Origin of the sequence: Algibacter pacificus, assembly GCF_008033385.1 — a bacterium.
GTDB lineage: Bacteria > Bacteroidota > Bacteroidia > Flavobacteriales > Flavobacteriaceae > Algibacter > Algibacter pacificus.
Map to the genome: position 1 here is coordinate 56,526 of NZ_VOGY01000008.1, position 14,841 is coordinate 71,366.

Below are 14,841 nucleotides of genomic sequence, written 5' to 3' on the forward strand. Positions count from 1 at the left end.
ATTTAAAAATTAAAGATAAAAAAAACCTGCTTCAATGAAATGAAACAGGCTTTTATATTTAGAATTTGAAAATCTATTTACAATAACATAGATATTGGATTTTCAATATATCCTTTTAATGTTTGAAGGAATTGAGCACCGGTAGCACCATCAATTGTTCTGTGATCGGCAGCTAAACAAAGTTTCATTGTATTTCCAACAACAATAGCTCCTTCTTTTACCACTGGTTTTTGAACAATGGCTCCCACAGAAAGAATAGCTGAATTAGGCTGATTGATAATAGATGTAAAGCTATCTATACCAAACATACCTAAGTTAGAGATAGTAAACGTACTACCTTCCATTTCTTCAAGTGATAATTTTTTATTTTTCGCTTTAATCGCGTATTCTTTAACAGCTGCTCCAATTTGAGTCAACTTACGTTGATCTGCAAATTTAACAACTGGCACAAGAAGTCCGTCTTCAACAGCAACCGCAACACCAATGTGTACATGGTTATTTAATCTCATTTTATCATCAAACCATTGCGAGTTAACTTGCGGATGTTCTTTTAAAGCCATAGCACAAGCTTTAACCACAATATCATTAAATGAAACTTTAGTATCAGGAACAGCATTTACCTCCTTACGGAAGGCAATAGCCTTATCCATATCAAACTCAACATTTAAGTAATAGTGAGGTGCAGTAAACTTAGATTTTGCTAAGTTTTTAGCAATAGCCTTACGCATGTTGGAGTTTTTAACTTCTTCAAAACTCTCTTCATTAGCAACGGCAGGTCCGGCAGCAGCAGCAACAGGTGCCGCAGCTTGAGGAGTAAAGTTTTCAACGTCTCGTTTAATAATACGTCCACCTTCACCAGAGCCTGATATATCGGAAATATTAAATCCTTTTTCTTCTGCTATTTTCTTAGCTAAAGGCGACACAAATAAACGTCCGCCATCGTTAGATTTTTTAGGTGCTACAGGTGCAGCAGGTTTAGCAGTCTCTACTTTTGGAGCTTCCTCTTTTTTAGGTGCAGCAGCTTTTTTTGGAGCTTCAACTTTTGGAGCTGGCGCAGCTGAACTAAAACCAGCAGCAACTCCAGAAACGTCTGTTCCTGCAGGGCCAATAATAGCTAATAACTCATCTACTTTTGCAGAATCCCCTTCTTGCAAACCAACAAATAATAAAGTCCCAGACTGGAATGATTCAAATTCCATTGTCGCTTTATCAGTTTCAATTTCTGCTAAAATATCACCTTCTTCTACGTTGTCTCCAACTTTTTTCAACCAAGTAGCAACAGTTCCTTCTTCCATGGTATCACTTAAACGTGGCATGGTAACAACTATTACACCTTCTGGTAATTCTGCTGTAGCTTCAGGAGCTGCTTCCTCTACAGGAGCCGCTTCTTCTTCTACCACTTCTGCCGTAGCGGTTGCGTTTCCTCCTCCACTTAAAAGTGCAGAAATATCTTCACCTTCATCACCAATAATAGCTAAAAGTTCATCCACCTTCGTCGTTTCCCCTTCCTGTACACCAATGTGAAGTAAAGTCCCTTCGTTAAAAGACTCAAATTCCATAGTGGCTTTATCGGTTTCAATTTCGGCTAAAATATCGCCTTCTTCTATTTTATCTCCTACTTTTTTTAACCAAGTTGCAACGGTACCTTCTTCCATGGTATCGCTTAAACGAGGCATATTTACTACTATTGCCATAGCTTATATTTTGTGTTGTATGAATGGATAATCTTCTTGTTCGTAAACCATATCGTAAAGCTGTTGCTTTTCTGGGAATGGTGATTCCTCAGCGAATTTCTCACATTCAGCAACACGATCTTTTACGCGTTTGTCTATGATTTTAATATCATCTTCTGAAGCATATTTCTTTTCAAGAATAATATCTTTCACCTGTGTTATTGGGTCAATTTTTTTGTATTCTTGAACTTCGTCTTTCGTTCTATAATGTTGAGCATCACTCATAGAATGACCTCTATAACGATACGTTTTCAACTCTAAGAATGTTGGTCCTTCACCACGACGTCCTCTTTGAATAGCTTCATCAAAAGCTTCTGCTACTTTTATTGGGTTCATCCCATCTACTGGTCCACATGGCATATCATACCCTAAACCTAATTTCCAAATATCGGTATGGTTTGCTGTTCTTTCTACAGAGGTTCCCATAGCGTAACCATTATTTTCACAAACAAATACTACAGGTAATTTCCAAAGCATAGCTAAGTTGAATGCTTCGTGAAGTGATCCTTGTCGTGCTGCACCATCACCAAAACAGCATAAAGTAACAGCATCGCTACCGTGATATTTATCTCCAAATGCGATACCTGCCCCTAAAGGAATTTGACCACCAACGATTCCGTGACCTCCATAGAAACGAAATTCTTTAGAAAAAATATGCATCGAACCTCCCATACCATGAGATGTCCCTGTTACTTTTCCGTACAATTCTGCCATAACACGTTTTGGATCTACACCCATCCCGATTGGTTGCACATGATTTCTATAAGCAGTGATCATTTTATCTTTAGTCAAATCCATAGCATGCAAAGCACCTGCTAAAACAGCTTCTTGACCATTGTATAAATGAAGAAATCCTCTTACTTTTTGTTGAATGTAAACGGCAGCCAGTTTGTCTTCAAACTTTCTCCAGAATAACATGTCTTCATACCATTTGAGGTAAACCTCTTTTGTGATTTTTTGCATCGACTAGTATTTAATTTATTTTCGCTAAATACAAAAGTAACACATTGAGAGTAATTGCAAAAACGCAATGCCCTTAAAGTGAAAAAAAATATTAAAAAACTTTATTATAATAGAGTTTCATTAAAAAACTCCTTTTTTAAGCAGTGTGCTCTTAATTTAAAAGTTTATAGTGATGATTTATCAAAAACCAACGGCAACAAATTTGCCAAAGAATTTGATTTTCCAATTTTACCAGTTTCTCCCATAAAATAAATTTCTATAGGGGTGTTTTGTTTTATTTCGTACTCGGCAATGGCTTGACGACAAGCACCACATGGAGGAATAGGCTCTGAAGTTGTTTTTAGTTTTGAACCTGCGGTAATAGCCATACGAACTATTTTTGCGTTGGGATATTTTGCTCCCGCATAATAAATAGCGGTACGCTCGGCACATAAACCCGATGGGTAGGATGCATTTTCTTGATTACTTCCAGTAATAACCTCGTTATTATCCAAAAGCAACGCTGTTCCAACATGAAATTGAGAATAAGGCGCATAGGCCTTTTCACGAGCTTCAATAGCTTGCTCCATTAACAAGACGACATCTTTAGGAAGCTCTTTTAAATTATCGTAAACGTATAATGTGGTTTCTATGTTTACCTTTTTCATATATTTCCTTTTAAATGCCAAATTTTCTCATCTTTAATCACTTTTTTATTTCTAGCTTTTCTGCAAAATAATCACAAAAATCTTTCATAGTAGCCGTCATCTTTTCATCTTGTGTGGCACGATTAAAAGTATTACTCATGGCTACCAATGTTTGATGAAAAAACACTTTCATTTCATCTACCGGCATATCTTTGGTCCATAAATCGACACGTAAACTTTCTTGGGCTTTGGAATCCCAAACCGATAACATCATCGCTTTTGCTTCTGCATTTGTTATACCCCCATCATCGGCTGTCCAATTTAATTTTTCTGGTACTCGGTTTTCATCTAACTCTACGGTAAGTTCAATTTTAGATTTTATATTAGCCATTATTTTTTCTTGGTTTAAATTTTGATTTATTAAATATATCTTCGGCATTCATAATTAACATCGCTTTAAAAGATGTGTCGTTATGTTTAATATAAGCTTTCACTATTTGCCAGCCTATATATTGTCCTATTTTACCTGGAGACTCTCTATCAATGCCTTCTAAATAAAATTTAGAAAAAGGCGCTGGGTTTATAAAGCGACTTGGCAATTTATTATCTGTACTAAACAATAATTCACGTTCTACAAAATACTGCCAAACAGAACTTTCATTGTTTTTTGCCCAATTTAGTTGTGTTTCGGTATAACCTATACGTTCGTTTTCGAGAACAAAAGGAATAACTCTATCTTGAAAATATAAAACCTTTCCAAAATAAATCATTTCATCAAGCAATGTTTTTCTACTCGATTGAAAGGTGTATTTTTCGGCGTAAGCACGAGCTAAATCGACTACAATTTGATCTTTTTTTAAATAATTTGCTATATAACGCGGAATGGAAGCATAGAATCTATGACTGCTTCCTAAATACGTGTCGAGCGCAATTAAAGCAATGGTATCGGTAACAATAACACGGTTTCGGTAATCCACATTACTCGTCGTTGTTATCACTCGTGGCGGAGTAAATTCAGAAAAATAATATTGAATATGATTAAATAAGTTTTCAATATCTTTTTCCGTCTCATCAAACTTTGGAAACGCAATTTCAACCTCACTAAACAACTCTTGTTGCAAAGTATCTTTTGTTTTTTCTATCCAAACGCTATCGTTTACATTTTTTGGAAACATAAACGGAAACGTATTTTTTAGACTAGGCAAATTCTGCTTATTTGTTTTTGCAAATAACCTATCGAAACGTTCCACAGATATATTTACATCTTGCTGAGCAATAGCTGCTTCTATTTTATCTTCATGTTTACAAGAAAAAAAAGAAAAAAGAATAATTATGAATAAAGTTAATGGTTTCATACTAAAGTTAAACGCTATAAATTTTTATTAATTGAGGGTTTGCTTTATTTTTGTTGACAAAGGTACTATTCTTATTAATAAATTTCATTTAAAATGCAAACAGAAAAAGTAGTAGATTATATAGTAAATTGGTTAAAAGATTATGCAATTAAAGCTGGTGTAAACGGATTTGTTATTGGTGTTTCTGGCGGAATAGATTCTGCCGTAACTTCAACATTATGTGCAAAAACAGGCTTAAAAGTTTTATGTATTGAAATGCCTATCCATCAAGCAGCAAGCCATGTGTCTCGTGCGAACGAACATATAAATCAATTATCTACACGTTTTAGTAATGTTGAAAAAACTCGAACAGACTTAACCCCTGTTTTTGAAGCATTTAAAGGTGAAGTTAATTTAGAAGGAGAGAAAGCGATTGTGGATATGGCTTTAGCAAATACTAGAGCCCGTTTACGAATGACAACCCTTTACTATTATGCTGGTTTGTACAAACTTTTAGTTGCAGGCACCGGTAATAAAGTAGAAGATTTTGGTGTTGGTTTTTACACAAAATACGGTGATGGTGGAGTAGATTTAAGTCCAATAGCCGATTTATTAAAATCTGAAGTTTATAAATTAGGTGAGTTTTTAGAAGTGCCAGAATCTATTATGAAAGCAGCACCAAGCGATGGTTTATTTGGAGATTCCCGTAGTGATGAAGATCAAATAGGAGCATCGTATCCCGAGTTAGAATGGGCTATGCAAATGGATGAATCTGGAAAAACAGCAACCGATTTTTCTGGTCGTGAGCTTGAAGTTTTTAAAATTTATAAAAGATACAACTCCAGCAATAAACATAAAATGAACCCCATTCCTGTATGTGATATTCCTAGTAGTTTAATGTAATTTTTGCGAATTAACTCAAAAAACCCTACTTTTGTAATGAGCTTTTTTAATACTCTTTTTTTTTCTCTCAATCCCTAAGGAAAAAGCTCAAAATATTATGATAAAATTATTAATAGCAGACAATCATCCTATAACAAGGAAAGGTTTGGAAATGCTTTTTTCAGCATCTCCAAACATTGAAATTATCGGAAGTCTTCAAGATGGCAATGACATCTTAGATTTTGTCCGAAAAAATGAAGTAGACATTATCCTAACCGAAGCTAATTTCCCTAAGCTTAATGGATTAACACTTTTGAGGTATTTAAAAAATGAATTCCCTCATATTAAAACCGTTATTTTTAGCAGTGAACCTGAAGAAGTTTACGCCATAAACGCTATAAAAGCTGGGGCTTCTGGATTTATTCACAAATCTGTAAATGTAATCACCATTAATGAAGCTTTAGTAAAAGTGCATGAAGGCGAAATTTATTTAAGTGACGAGTTATCTAAACAACTTGCATTAGGAAAACGTGCGAACAAAGACACAGGTAATTTCTACAAAAAACTATCCACTAGAGAAGCTGAAGTTTTAAAACTTCTAACTATAGGCAGAAAAAACAAAGAAATATCTAAAGAATTAGATATTAACGAAAAAACAGTAAGTACGTACAAAGCGCGATTAATGCGTAAATTAAAAGTAACAAACTTAATTGATTTAGTGAATCAAGCAAAATTAGCCGAACACTTATAGTACACGGTTTAATTTTCTTGACAACAACATTTTAAGACCCGAATAGTCTCTTACTTCTTCAAGTATGTTTCTATTCGAGTCTTTTTTATTTTGCATGGTTTCTTGCTGAAATTCCTTTACTTTTTGATCTATTAAAAAACAACGCAAACTCAAAATGGTTTCACTTACCAATTGTGCAATGGTTGTTTTTTTCTCCTTCGGAAAAATATTCATTCTATTCCAATTATCTAAAGCATAACGCTCATCGTCCATTAAAATAGTGGTAATTTCACTAGACATATCTGTACTTACTGAATTAATAAACGTTTTTAATTCAAAATTCGGATCCTGATTTAATCGTTCAATGATAGCATAATACAAATCTTTGAATTGCGTATTAGTAAACTGCATTTCATCATCTTGTAAATCCAAAAATATTTTCTCGTAAACTTTAGCTTGATGCACTACGGGTTCTAAACCTAAATCCCCTTTATCATTTTCCTTTAAAACTAAATCCTCAAACTCTTCCACCTCGTTACCATAAAGCAATAAAATTTCAATAATTTTTCGTTCTAAAAGATATTGAACATCTACTTTTTTTACTGGCTCATCTTTTTTCTTAACAACCTCAAAAGGATAATTATCTGGTGGCCCTTCACGCGGGTCTTGATTCGGATCCATATTAGGATCTTGATTATAACTCTTTTTAATAGCAGCTTGCTTCGAGTTATCACTAGCCGTTTTACTATCAATTTGTGCCAGTGTACTAAATAACACCGATTCGCTAATATCCATAATACGCGCACACTCCTGAATATAAATTTCTTTCTTTATATGATCGGGAATTTTAGAAATACTATTTACAATATCTCTAACCGTATCGGCCTTTTTTATCGGATCATTTTTAGACTCTTCAAATAAAATAGAGGCTTTAAACTGAATAAAATCTTTAGCGTTTTCAGATAAATAAGTGGTTACCTCTTCCAACGAATTTTGTTTTGCAAAACTATCTGGATCTTCACCTTCTGGAAAGGTACACACCTTAACATTCATACCTTGTTCCAGAATTAAATCGATACCACGCAAAGAAGCTCGCATACCCGCTGCATCACCATCAAAAAGCACGGTGATATTTTTGGTTAGCCTATTTATTAACCGAATTTGATCGGGTGTTAACGCCGTACCAGATGATGCCACAACATTGGTAATCCCCCGTTGATGGAACTGAATAACATCGGTATACCCTTCAACTAAATAACAATTATCCTCTTTTGCTATACTTTGCTTGGCATGATAAATTCCATAAAGTACTTTACTTTTGTGGTAAATATCACTTTCTGGCGAATTCATGTATTTAGCCGCCTTTTTATCGAGCACCAAAATACGTCCGCCAAAACCTAATACGCGACCACTCATACTTTTTATAGGAAACAAAACACGTCCTTTAAAACGATCGAAACGCTTATCTCCTTTAACAATGGTTAGTCCGGTTTTAGCTAAATAATCAATATTATAACCTTGCTTTAAAGCCTCGTCGGTAAACCCTTGCCATTCGTTTAAAGAATAACCTAAATCGAATTTTTTTATCGTTTCTTCTGTAAAACCGCGTTGTTTAAAATAGCTTAAACCAATAGAGCGTCCTTGATCGGTTTTATGTAAAATGTTTTGAAAATAAGTATTTGCAAATTCACTTACTAAATACAAGCTTTCTCGTTCATTAGCCTGTTCTTTTTGCTCGTTAGATTGCTCCGTTTCTTCAATTTCAATATTGTATTTTTTTGCTAAATACTTTATAGCTTCTGGGTAAGTAAAATGCTCGTGTTCCATTAAAAAAGACACCGCTGTCCCACCTTTTCCTGTAGAAAAATCTTTCCAGATTTGCTTTACTGGTGACACCATAAAACTCGGAGAACGCTCGTCGCTAAAAGGACTTAAACCTTTAAAGTTACTTCCCGCTTTTTTTAAATTTACAAAATCGCCAATAACCTCCTCTACTCGGGCGGTTTCAAAAACTAAATCTATGGATGCTGGTGATATCAAATTTAAGATGCTTTTTTATTAAAAATAATAAGAATTTGAAATGCTTCTACTGAATTAAAAACAGATGAAAATTTAACAAAATTCAGCCTCGAAAAGTGTTGTAAAATGTTTCAATATTTTTTCTTTCACCTCGTTTTCATCGACTGTTTTTTGAGCCAATTCTACGTTAAGGGATGTTACGGCTTTACCACGAATTCCGCAGGGAATGATATTATCGAAATACCCCAAATCGGCATTCACATTAAGCGCAAATCCATGCATAGTTACCCAACGGCTAGCACGCACACCCATAGCGCAAATTTTTCGAGCAAAAGGTGTTCCCACATCTAGCCAAACGCCTGTTTCTCCCGGGCTTCGTTCTGCTTTTATGCCGTATTCCTCTAAAGTTAAAATAATAACTTCTTCTAAAAAACGTAAATATTTGTGTATATCGGTAAAAAAGTTTTCTAAATCCAAAATAGGATACCCCACTATTTGCCCAGGCCCATGATAAGTAATATCTCCACCACGGTTAATTTTGTAAAACGTTGCTCCCTTATCGGCAAGTTGCGCTTCAGTTAAAAGTAAATTAGACAAATGTCCACTTTTTCCCAAAGTATAAACATGCGGATGCGTAACAAACAAAAAATAGTTTTTGGTTTTTAGAGCGGTTTCCTCTCTCCTATTCTTTATTTTTGTATCAACGATTTCCTTAAACAAGACTTCTTGGTAATCCCAAGTTTCTTTGTAGTCTTTGTAACCTAAATCCTGCAGTTCAATTTGCTTATTCATAGGATACAAAATTACAATATTTTAAGGAAAAGCTTGAACTAAAAAAGCATTAAGACAAAAGCAAAATAAAAATATGTCTAAAAAGAAATACACCGTTCAAAACACCCCTTTTATTGTACCAACGACCGATGGCAAAGTCATTAAAGAGCATTTTGGAAACACTACAGACGGCAATAAAGCGATTAGCATTGCACACATGAAAGCGCCTGCAGGTTGGAGTGAACCTTTTCAAACTCCCGAATTTGACGAATATACTTTTATAATAAGTGGTAAAAAGCAATTTAATATTGAAGGAGAGACTATTATATTAGAAGCTGGTCAATCTATTAAAATTGAACGACATACCCGTGTACAATACTCGAATCCTTTTACAGAAGTTTGTGAATATATTGCGATTTGTACCCCTGCCTTTTCAATCGATTTAGTAAACAGAGAAGATTAAAAATGAAAAAATACATCCCTAAAATTATTGGTTCTAGCATAAATACCATTGGCATGGTGTCTCCGCAATATGCCGCTCATTTATCTATGACCTTGTTTTCTTCCCCTAAAAAAGGAAAAACAAACGAAAAACAAGAAACTTATTTAAAAAGCGCCAAACAAGACGAGCTAATCTGTAATAAGATTCCTATTAAAACCTATCAATGGGCTGGCAAAAAGGACACCATTTTATTGGCACACGGTTGGGAAAGCAATAGCTACCGTTGGAAAGATTTAATTGAACTTTTAAAAGCTGAAGATTATAACATTGTGGCTTTGGATGCGCCTGCTCACGGAAATTCTGGCGGAAAACTTTTTAATGCTTTAATTTATTCTGAATGTATCCATGCGGTAGCAAAAGCATTCAATGCATCAGTAATTATTGGGCATTCGGTTGGAGGTATGGCAACTGCTTTCGGAAATTATAATTACCCTTTAGAATCTATAAAAAAACTTATCCTTTTAGGCGCACCAGCCGATTTTACAGGTGTTTTTTCGAGATATATAAATATGATGGGATACAACAATAAAGTTTCTAAAGCTATGGATAAATACGTTTTAAAGCGTTTTAACCATTTACCAGATTATTTTGACGCCTCAAAATTCACCAAAGATTTTAAAGCCAAAGGACTAATTGTTCACGATAAAAAAGACCGAATTATTCCTTATAAAGATGGATTAAAATATAAACACAACTACACTAACTCCCAGTTTGTTTCCTCTACAGGCTTTGGACATGGTTTAAAATCGGAACTTATTTACAATCATATTTTAGACTTTTTAAACACTTAAATACCCTATTTTTGCAGGATGGAAGTACAATTAAAACGTATTAATAAATTTTTAAGTGAAGTTGGTTATTGCTCACGTCGAGAAGCTGATAAACTTATAGATGCTGGAAGAGTGACTATTAACGGAACCGTTCCTGAAATGGGGACAAAAATAGCTCCTAACGATGTGGTTTGTGTAGATGGTAAAGAAATTACCAACACGAAAACTTCGTTTGTGTATTTAGCATTTAATAAACCCGTTGGTATTGTTTGTACTACAGATACATCTGTAGAAAGAGATAATATTATCGATTTTATAAATTACCCGAAACGTATTTTCCCTATCGGAAGATTAGATAAGCCTAGTGAGGGTTTAATCCTGCTAACCGATGATGGCGATATTGTAAACAAAATACTTCGCGCAAGTAACAATCACGAAAAAGAATACATCGTAACTGTTGACAAGCCCATTTCTCAAACATTTATTGAACGCATGGCGGGCGGTATTCCTTTGGAAGAATTAAAGAAAACTACCAAGAAATGTGAGGTTCAAAAAATAAACACTTATACGTTTAAAATTATTTTGACACAAGGTTTAAACCGTCAAATTCGTCGAATGTGTGATTACTTAAATTATGAAGTTCAGACTTTAAAACGTGTTCGAATTATGAATATTAAACTCGATATGCCCATTGGTGAATATCGCGAATTAAGCAAGGAAGAATTTATAGATTTAAATAAACTGTTGGAAGATTCAACCAAAACGTATGAAAACAATAAAAAACGAAAATAATACCCATTAAAATTACTCACATAAAAAAGCCTCAAAAAAAAATTAAATTTTTGAGGCTTTTTTTATATCAATATTAAAAATACTTTTACATATTTCTTTCTCTTGCTAACAAGGTATTTTTAAGCAACATGGCAATCGTCATTGGTCCAACACCTCCTGGAACTGGTGTAATATAACTTGCTTTTTGACTTACACTTTCAAAATGCACATCTCCTGCTAGTCTGTAGCCATTCTTTTTAGTAGCATCTGGTACACGTGTAATTCCAACATCGATAATAACCACATCTTCTTTAACCATATCTCCAGTTAAAAATTCTGAAATTCCAATTGCTGCCACAACAATATCGGCCCCTAAAGTAATTTCTTTTAAGTTTTTAGAACGACTGTGCACAACGGTTACTGTAGCATCTCCAGCTTTTCTTTTCTGACTCATTAAAATACTCATTGGGCGACCAACAATATGACTTCTGCCTAAAACAACTACATTTTTACCAGAAGTTTCTATTTGATAACGTTCTAACAACTCCATAATACCGTAAGGAGTTGCTGGTAAAAAAGTAGGCAAATCTAAAGCCATTTTCCCAACGTTTGTTGGATGAAAACCATCGACATCTTTATCTGGGTTTACAGCCATTAAAACCTTTTGCTCATCGATATGTTTTGGCAATGGTAATTGCACTATAAAACCATCAATATCGACGTCCGTATTTAATTGGTGAATTTTTTCAAGTAATTCTTCTTCGGTAGTATAATCTGGCAAATCGATTAAAGTCGAGTTAAAACCAACACGCTCACAAGCTTTTACTTTTGCCCCAACGTAAGTCATACTAGCTCCATCGGTTCCTACTAAAATAGCAGCAAGATGTGGCACTTTCTCTCCTTTAGAAACCATAGCAGATACGTGCTCTGCGATTTCGTCTTTAATATCGTTACTTACTTTTTTTCCGTCTAAAATTGTCATACTTTTTAGTTTTCAGTCGCAGTGGCAGTCACAGTGCTTACTCTTGCGGTTATTTCTTTTCATTCGCAGTGACAGTCGCAGGGCTTACTCGGTACTTTAAAACTGCGCTATTTTATTTTAATTTTCTATTTTTACTCCGAATTTCTCCGGGTTATTAATCATATAATTTATTAGTTTCCCAATCTCTTTTCCTTGTTCCGAAAATCTTGAATACTCTTCAGCGGATATATAATTGCAGGCTAAAGCAAAATCTATCCAGGTGTTTGTTTCAGAATTCTCGCCGTCGGCATCCGTTAGCTTACTAATAAAATGCTTTGGATATCGTCTTTTTCGATAGGCCTCCGCTATGTTTGCACAAACGGAACGTGAACTCCGTCTTATTTGATCGGTTAAAGAATAGGTCTCTTCCTTCGGAAACCTTTTTGACACATTAAAAATCTGCATTGATAAATCGAATGCTTTTTTATATGCCAATAATTCTTTAAAATCCATACTCCAACTGTAAACTGAGACTGAGACTGAGACTGAGACTGAGACTGTAAACTAAAAAATTTTACTTCATATTCTTCATCATCTGCATCATCTTTTTGCCGCCACCGCCTTGCATCATCTTCATCATTTTGCTCATTTGGTTGAATTGCTTTAAAAGCTGATTAACTTGTTGTACAGATGTTCCAGATCCTTTACCTATTCTTATTTTTCTACTAGCATTTATAATAGAAGGGTTAGTTCTTTCACTTGGTGTCATAGAATGAATAATAGCTTCAATACCTTTAAAAGCATCGTCGTCGATATCTACATCTTTAAGCATTTTACCAGCACCAGGAATCATCCCCATAAGGTCCTTCATATTTCCCATTTTCTTAATTTGCTGAATTTGCTTTAAGAAATCGTCGAAACCAAACTGATTTTTTGCAATTTTCTTTTGAAGTTTTCTGGCTTCAACTTCATCAAATTGCTCTTGTGCACGTTCTACTAACGACACCACATCCCCCATACCTAAAATACGGTCGGCCATACGTGATGGATAGAACACATCGATAGCTTCCATTTTCTCGCCAGTACCAATAAATTTAATTGGTTTATTTACTACCGATTTAATTGTAATGGCAGCACCACCGCGCGTATCACCATCCAATTTAGTAAGGATAACCCCATCAAAATTCAATACGTCGTTAAAGGCTTTCGCTGTATTCACCGCATCTTGCCCCGTCATAGAATCCACCACGAATAAGGTTTCTTGTGGATTTATGGCGTTATGAATATTTGAAATTTCGGTCATCATCGCCTCATCTACAGCTAAACGCCCCGCGGTATCAATAATAACCACATTGTGTCCGTTTGCTTTTGCATGTGCAATACCTGCTTGCGAAATGGCAACAGGATCTGTATTCCCTCTATCACTAAAAACCTCTACCCCAATTTGATCACCTACAACGTGTAACTGATCTATTGCCGCTGGACGATACACATCACAGGCTACCAATAAAGGTTTTTTAGTTTTTTTATTTTTTAAATAATTGGCCAATTTACCAGAAAAGGTTGTTTTACCAGACCCTTGTAAACCCGACATTAAAATAATGCTTGGTGTACCAGAAAGGTTTAAACCAGCGGCATCGCCACCCATAAGTTCGGTAAGCTCATCTTTAACTAATTTAACCATTAATTGCCCTGGTTGCAGGGTGGTTAAAACGTTTTGACCAAGTGCTTTTTCTTTTACGCGGTTGGTAAACTCTTTAGCTATTTTAAAGTTAACATCGGCATCGAGAAGGGCGCGACGAACTTCTTTTAAAGTTTCGGCTACGTTTACTTCGGTTATGCTTCCGTGACCTTTTAATACGTGTAAGGCTTTATCTAATTTATCGCTTAAATTATTGAACATGGGTTTTTAGTATTCTATTAGCTGTCTGCACATGGCAGCCCGCTATCTTATTAAAAATGAAGTGCAAAAATAACGAAATATTTTTGTTTTTCCTTATCTATTTATTGAAGTTGTTATAAGGATACACTTGACCACTATTGATGGCTACTAATATACTGATAGCCAAAGCAGGTTTAGAATACTAAATACCGTTTTCACAGAAGATTAACCCCTAAAAACATATTAGTTTTTAGGGTTATTTAAAATAACTAATGCCGCGATAACACCTGGCACCCAGCCGCAAAGCCAAAGCAGAAAAACAATGACTATAGAGCCGCAACCTTTATCTAAAACGGCTAATGGGGGACAAATAATTGAAAGTAAAACTCTCCAGAAACTCATAATGATTTGATTTTGATTGATGATTTTAATTATTTGACGTTTTATTTACTGCTTTGTTACACTTTGTTTTAACGTTTGTTTGATGATACAAGAAAGACGACGTATTATGAATAAGCTAACATAAACTTATGTCACTTCGAATGAAATGAGAAGTCGCATAAAATAAATAACGTAAACTTAAACTAGGTTATGAGATTTCTCATAAAAGGCCGAATGACAAACCGTACGGGGATAATACTACATAAAACACAACAAACTTATTACCTCTTTGAATGAAATGAGAAGTTGCATAACCTTGACAACAGAATACTAAGCTACTTTATCTTTAAACAGAATACCTAGATTTTAAAACACGTTCTAAATTGCGCTAGGGATTGAACGGTATGTTTGAGCTCCCCGACCAACGGAAGGGAGCGAGTAGTGAAAGCCCGACCCTTGTGGTAGCGCCCAAAAAAAATAGGGAATTGATAATGTAAAATGGACTATCAAATGTTT

General features: G+C 34.8%; 16 protein-coding genes. 5 read left to right on the forward strand and 11 right to left on the reverse strand.

Going from position 1 to position 14,841, the window contains the following annotated elements:
• Window positions 1-77: 77 nt before the first annotated feature.
• From FQU21_RS12825 to gldB, 5 genes are all read right to left on the reverse strand, one after another.
• The gene (locus tag FQU21_RS12825; RefSeq protein WP_147678407.1) at window positions 78-1,694 is read right to left on the reverse strand and encodes a pyruvate dehydrogenase complex dihydrolipoamide acetyltransferase; all 1,617 of its coding nucleotides are present in this window, start codon (window positions 1,692-1,694) and stop codon (window positions 78-80) included.
• Window positions 1,695-1,697: 3 nt separating this feature from the next.
• Window positions 1,698-2,696, reverse strand: coding sequence for a pyruvate dehydrogenase (acetyl-transferring) E1 component subunit alpha (pdhA, locus tag FQU21_RS12830; RefSeq protein WP_147678408.1), 999 nt, complete (start codon window positions 2,694-2,696; stop codon window positions 1,698-1,700).
• A 164-nt stretch (window positions 2,697-2,860) separates the two neighbouring features.
• Window positions 2,861-3,343, reverse strand: coding sequence for a cytidine deaminase (gene cdd, locus FQU21_RS12835; RefSeq protein WP_147678409.1), 483 nt, complete (start codon window positions 3,341-3,343; stop codon window positions 2,861-2,863).
• 37 nt (window positions 3,344-3,380) lie between these two features.
• On the reverse strand, window positions 3,381-3,713 hold the full coding sequence (gene gldC / locus FQU21_RS12840; RefSeq protein ID WP_147678410.1) for a gliding motility protein GldC: 333 nt from the start codon (window positions 3,711-3,713) through the stop codon (window positions 3,381-3,383).
• Window positions 3,706-4,677 carry a gliding motility lipoprotein GldB gene (gene gldB / locus FQU21_RS12845; RefSeq protein WP_147678411.1) on the reverse strand — a complete coding sequence of 324 codons (972 nt, stop codon included), beginning with the start codon at window positions 4,675-4,677 and terminating at the stop codon, window positions 3,706-3,708. Before gldB ends, gldC begins: the two co-directional genes overlap by 8 nt.
• Window positions 4,678-4,770: 93 nt before the next feature.
• Here gldB and nadE point away from each other — a divergent pair, with 93 nt between their 5' ends.
• Together nadE and FQU21_RS12855 are read left to right on the forward strand one after the other, a co-directional pair.
• Window positions 4,771-5,559 (forward strand): NAD(+) synthase, encoded by a 789-nt coding sequence (gene nadE / locus FQU21_RS12850; RefSeq protein WP_147678412.1) that lies wholly within the window; start codon window positions 4,771-4,773, stop codon window positions 5,557-5,559.
• A 97-nt stretch (window positions 5,560-5,656) separates the two neighbouring features.
• Entirely contained in the window at window positions 5,657-6,289 is a 633-nt protein-coding gene (locus FQU21_RS12855) for a response regulator (protein ID WP_147678413.1), read from the forward strand.
• On the opposite strand, the gene dnaG is transcribed toward FQU21_RS12855, so the two are convergent.
• Window positions 6,284-8,308 carry a DNA primase gene (gene dnaG / locus FQU21_RS12860; protein ID WP_147678414.1) on the reverse strand — a complete coding sequence of 675 codons (2,025 nt, stop codon included), beginning with the start codon at window positions 8,306-8,308 and terminating at the stop codon, window positions 6,284-6,286. The two genes, FQU21_RS12855 and dnaG, sit on opposite strands and share 6 nt — an antisense overlap.
• 72 nt (window positions 8,309-8,380) lie before the next feature.
• A complete protein-coding gene (lipB, locus tag FQU21_RS12865; protein WP_147678415.1) occupies window positions 8,381-9,079 on the reverse strand; it encodes a lipoyl(octanoyl) transferase LipB in 699 nt (232 codons plus the stop codon).
• A 73-nt stretch (window positions 9,080-9,152) separates the two neighbouring features.
• On the opposite strand from lipB, the gene FQU21_RS12870 reads away from it, so the two are divergent.
• Genes FQU21_RS12870 through rluF form a run of 3 tightly spaced genes read left to right on the forward strand, consistent with a single transcriptional unit; the run spans window position 9,153 to window position 11,122 of the window.
• Window positions 9,153-9,521 (forward strand): cupin domain-containing protein, encoded by a 369-nt coding sequence (locus tag FQU21_RS12870; RefSeq protein ID WP_147678416.1) that lies wholly within the window; start codon window positions 9,153-9,155, stop codon window positions 9,519-9,521.
• Between the two features lie 2 nt (window positions 9,522-9,523).
• Window positions 9,524-10,351: an alpha/beta fold hydrolase gene (locus FQU21_RS12875; RefSeq protein ID WP_147678417.1), complete on the forward strand. Its 828-nt coding sequence runs from the start codon at window positions 9,524-9,526 to the stop codon at window positions 10,349-10,351.
• An 18-nt stretch (window positions 10,352-10,369) separates the two neighbouring features.
• A complete protein-coding gene (rluF, locus tag FQU21_RS12880) occupies window positions 10,370-11,122 on the forward strand; it encodes a 23S rRNA pseudouridine(2604) synthase RluF (RefSeq protein ID WP_147678418.1) in 753 nt (250 codons plus the stop codon).
• Window positions 11,123-11,207: 85 nt separating this feature from the next.
• Here rluF and FQU21_RS12885 read toward each other — a convergent pair whose 3' ends face one another.
• The 4 genes from FQU21_RS12885 to FQU21_RS12900 all read right to left on the reverse strand — a co-directional run bounded on the left by FQU21_RS12885 (window position 11,208) and on the right by FQU21_RS12900 (window position 14,346).
• Complete coding sequence (locus FQU21_RS12885) at window positions 11,208-12,083, reverse strand: bifunctional 5,10-methylenetetrahydrofolate dehydrogenase/5,10-methenyltetrahydrofolate cyclohydrolase (protein ID WP_147678419.1); 876 nt, start codon at window positions 12,081-12,083, stop codon at window positions 11,208-11,210.
• Between the two features lie 117 nt (window positions 12,084-12,200).
• The gene (locus FQU21_RS12890; protein WP_147678420.1) at window positions 12,201-12,575 is read right to left on the reverse strand and encodes a four helix bundle protein; all 375 of its coding nucleotides are present in this window, start codon (window positions 12,573-12,575) and stop codon (window positions 12,201-12,203) included.
• A 61-nt stretch (window positions 12,576-12,636) separates the two neighbouring features.
• Entirely contained in the window at window positions 12,637-13,965 is a 1,329-nt protein-coding gene (ffh, locus tag FQU21_RS12895; RefSeq protein ID WP_147678421.1) for a signal recognition particle protein, read from the reverse strand.
• Between the two features lie 222 nt (window positions 13,966-14,187).
• A complete protein-coding gene (locus FQU21_RS12900) occupies window positions 14,188-14,346 on the reverse strand; it encodes a YqaE/Pmp3 family membrane protein (protein ID WP_147678422.1) in 159 nt (52 codons plus the stop codon).
• Window positions 14,347-14,841: the final 495 nt, after the last annotated feature.

What these genes read in the sequence shown, in the direction of transcription:
- gldC (WP_147678410.1), bottom strand. Translation starts at nt 3,713, where the DNA reads ATGGCTAATATAAAATCTAAAATTGAACTTACCGTAGAGTTAGATGAA.
- gldB (WP_147678411.1), bottom strand. Translation starts at nt 4,677, where the DNA reads ATGAAACCATTAACTTTATTCATAATTATTCTTTTTTCTTTTTTTTCT.
- FQU21_RS12825 (WP_147678407.1), bottom strand. Translation starts at nt 1,694, where the DNA reads ATGGCAATAGTAGTAAATATGCCTCGTTTAAGCGATACCATGGAAGAA.
- lipB (WP_147678415.1), bottom strand. Translation starts at nt 9,079, where the DNA reads ATGAATAAGCAAATTGAACTGCAGGATTTAGGTTACAAAGACTACAAA.
- pdhA (WP_147678408.1), bottom strand. Translation starts at nt 2,696, where the DNA reads ATGCAAAAAATCACAAAAGAGGTTTACCTCAAATGGTATGAAGACATG.
- FQU21_RS12855 (WP_147678413.1), top strand. Translation starts at nt 5,657, where the DNA reads ATGATAAAATTATTAATAGCAGACAATCATCCTATAACAAGGAAAGGT.
- FQU21_RS12890 (WP_147678420.1), bottom strand. Translation starts at nt 12,575, where the DNA reads ATGGATTTTAAAGAATTATTGGCATATAAAAAAGCATTCGATTTATCA.
- ffh (WP_147678421.1), bottom strand. Translation starts at nt 13,965, where the DNA reads ATGTTCAATAATTTAAGCGATAAATTAGATAAAGCCTTACACGTATTA.
- FQU21_RS12875 (WP_147678417.1), top strand. Translation starts at nt 9,524, where the DNA reads ATGAAAAAATACATCCCTAAAATTATTGGTTCTAGCATAAATACCATT.
- nadE (WP_147678412.1), top strand. Translation starts at nt 4,771, where the DNA reads ATGCAAACAGAAAAAGTAGTAGATTATATAGTAAATTGGTTAAAAGAT.
- rluF (WP_147678418.1), top strand. Translation starts at nt 10,370, where the DNA reads ATGGAAGTACAATTAAAACGTATTAATAAATTTTTAAGTGAAGTTGGT.
- FQU21_RS12900 (WP_147678422.1), bottom strand. Translation starts at nt 14,346, where the DNA reads ATGAGTTTCTGGAGAGTTTTACTTTCAATTATTTGTCCCCCATTAGCC.
- cdd (WP_147678409.1), bottom strand. Translation starts at nt 3,343, where the DNA reads ATGAAAAAGGTAAACATAGAAACCACATTATACGTTTACGATAATTTA.
- FQU21_RS12885 (WP_147678419.1), bottom strand. Translation starts at nt 12,083, where the DNA reads ATGACAATTTTAGACGGAAAAAAAGTAAGTAACGATATTAAAGACGAA.
- FQU21_RS12870 (WP_147678416.1), top strand. Translation starts at nt 9,153, where the DNA reads ATGTCTAAAAAGAAATACACCGTTCAAAACACCCCTTTTATTGTACCA.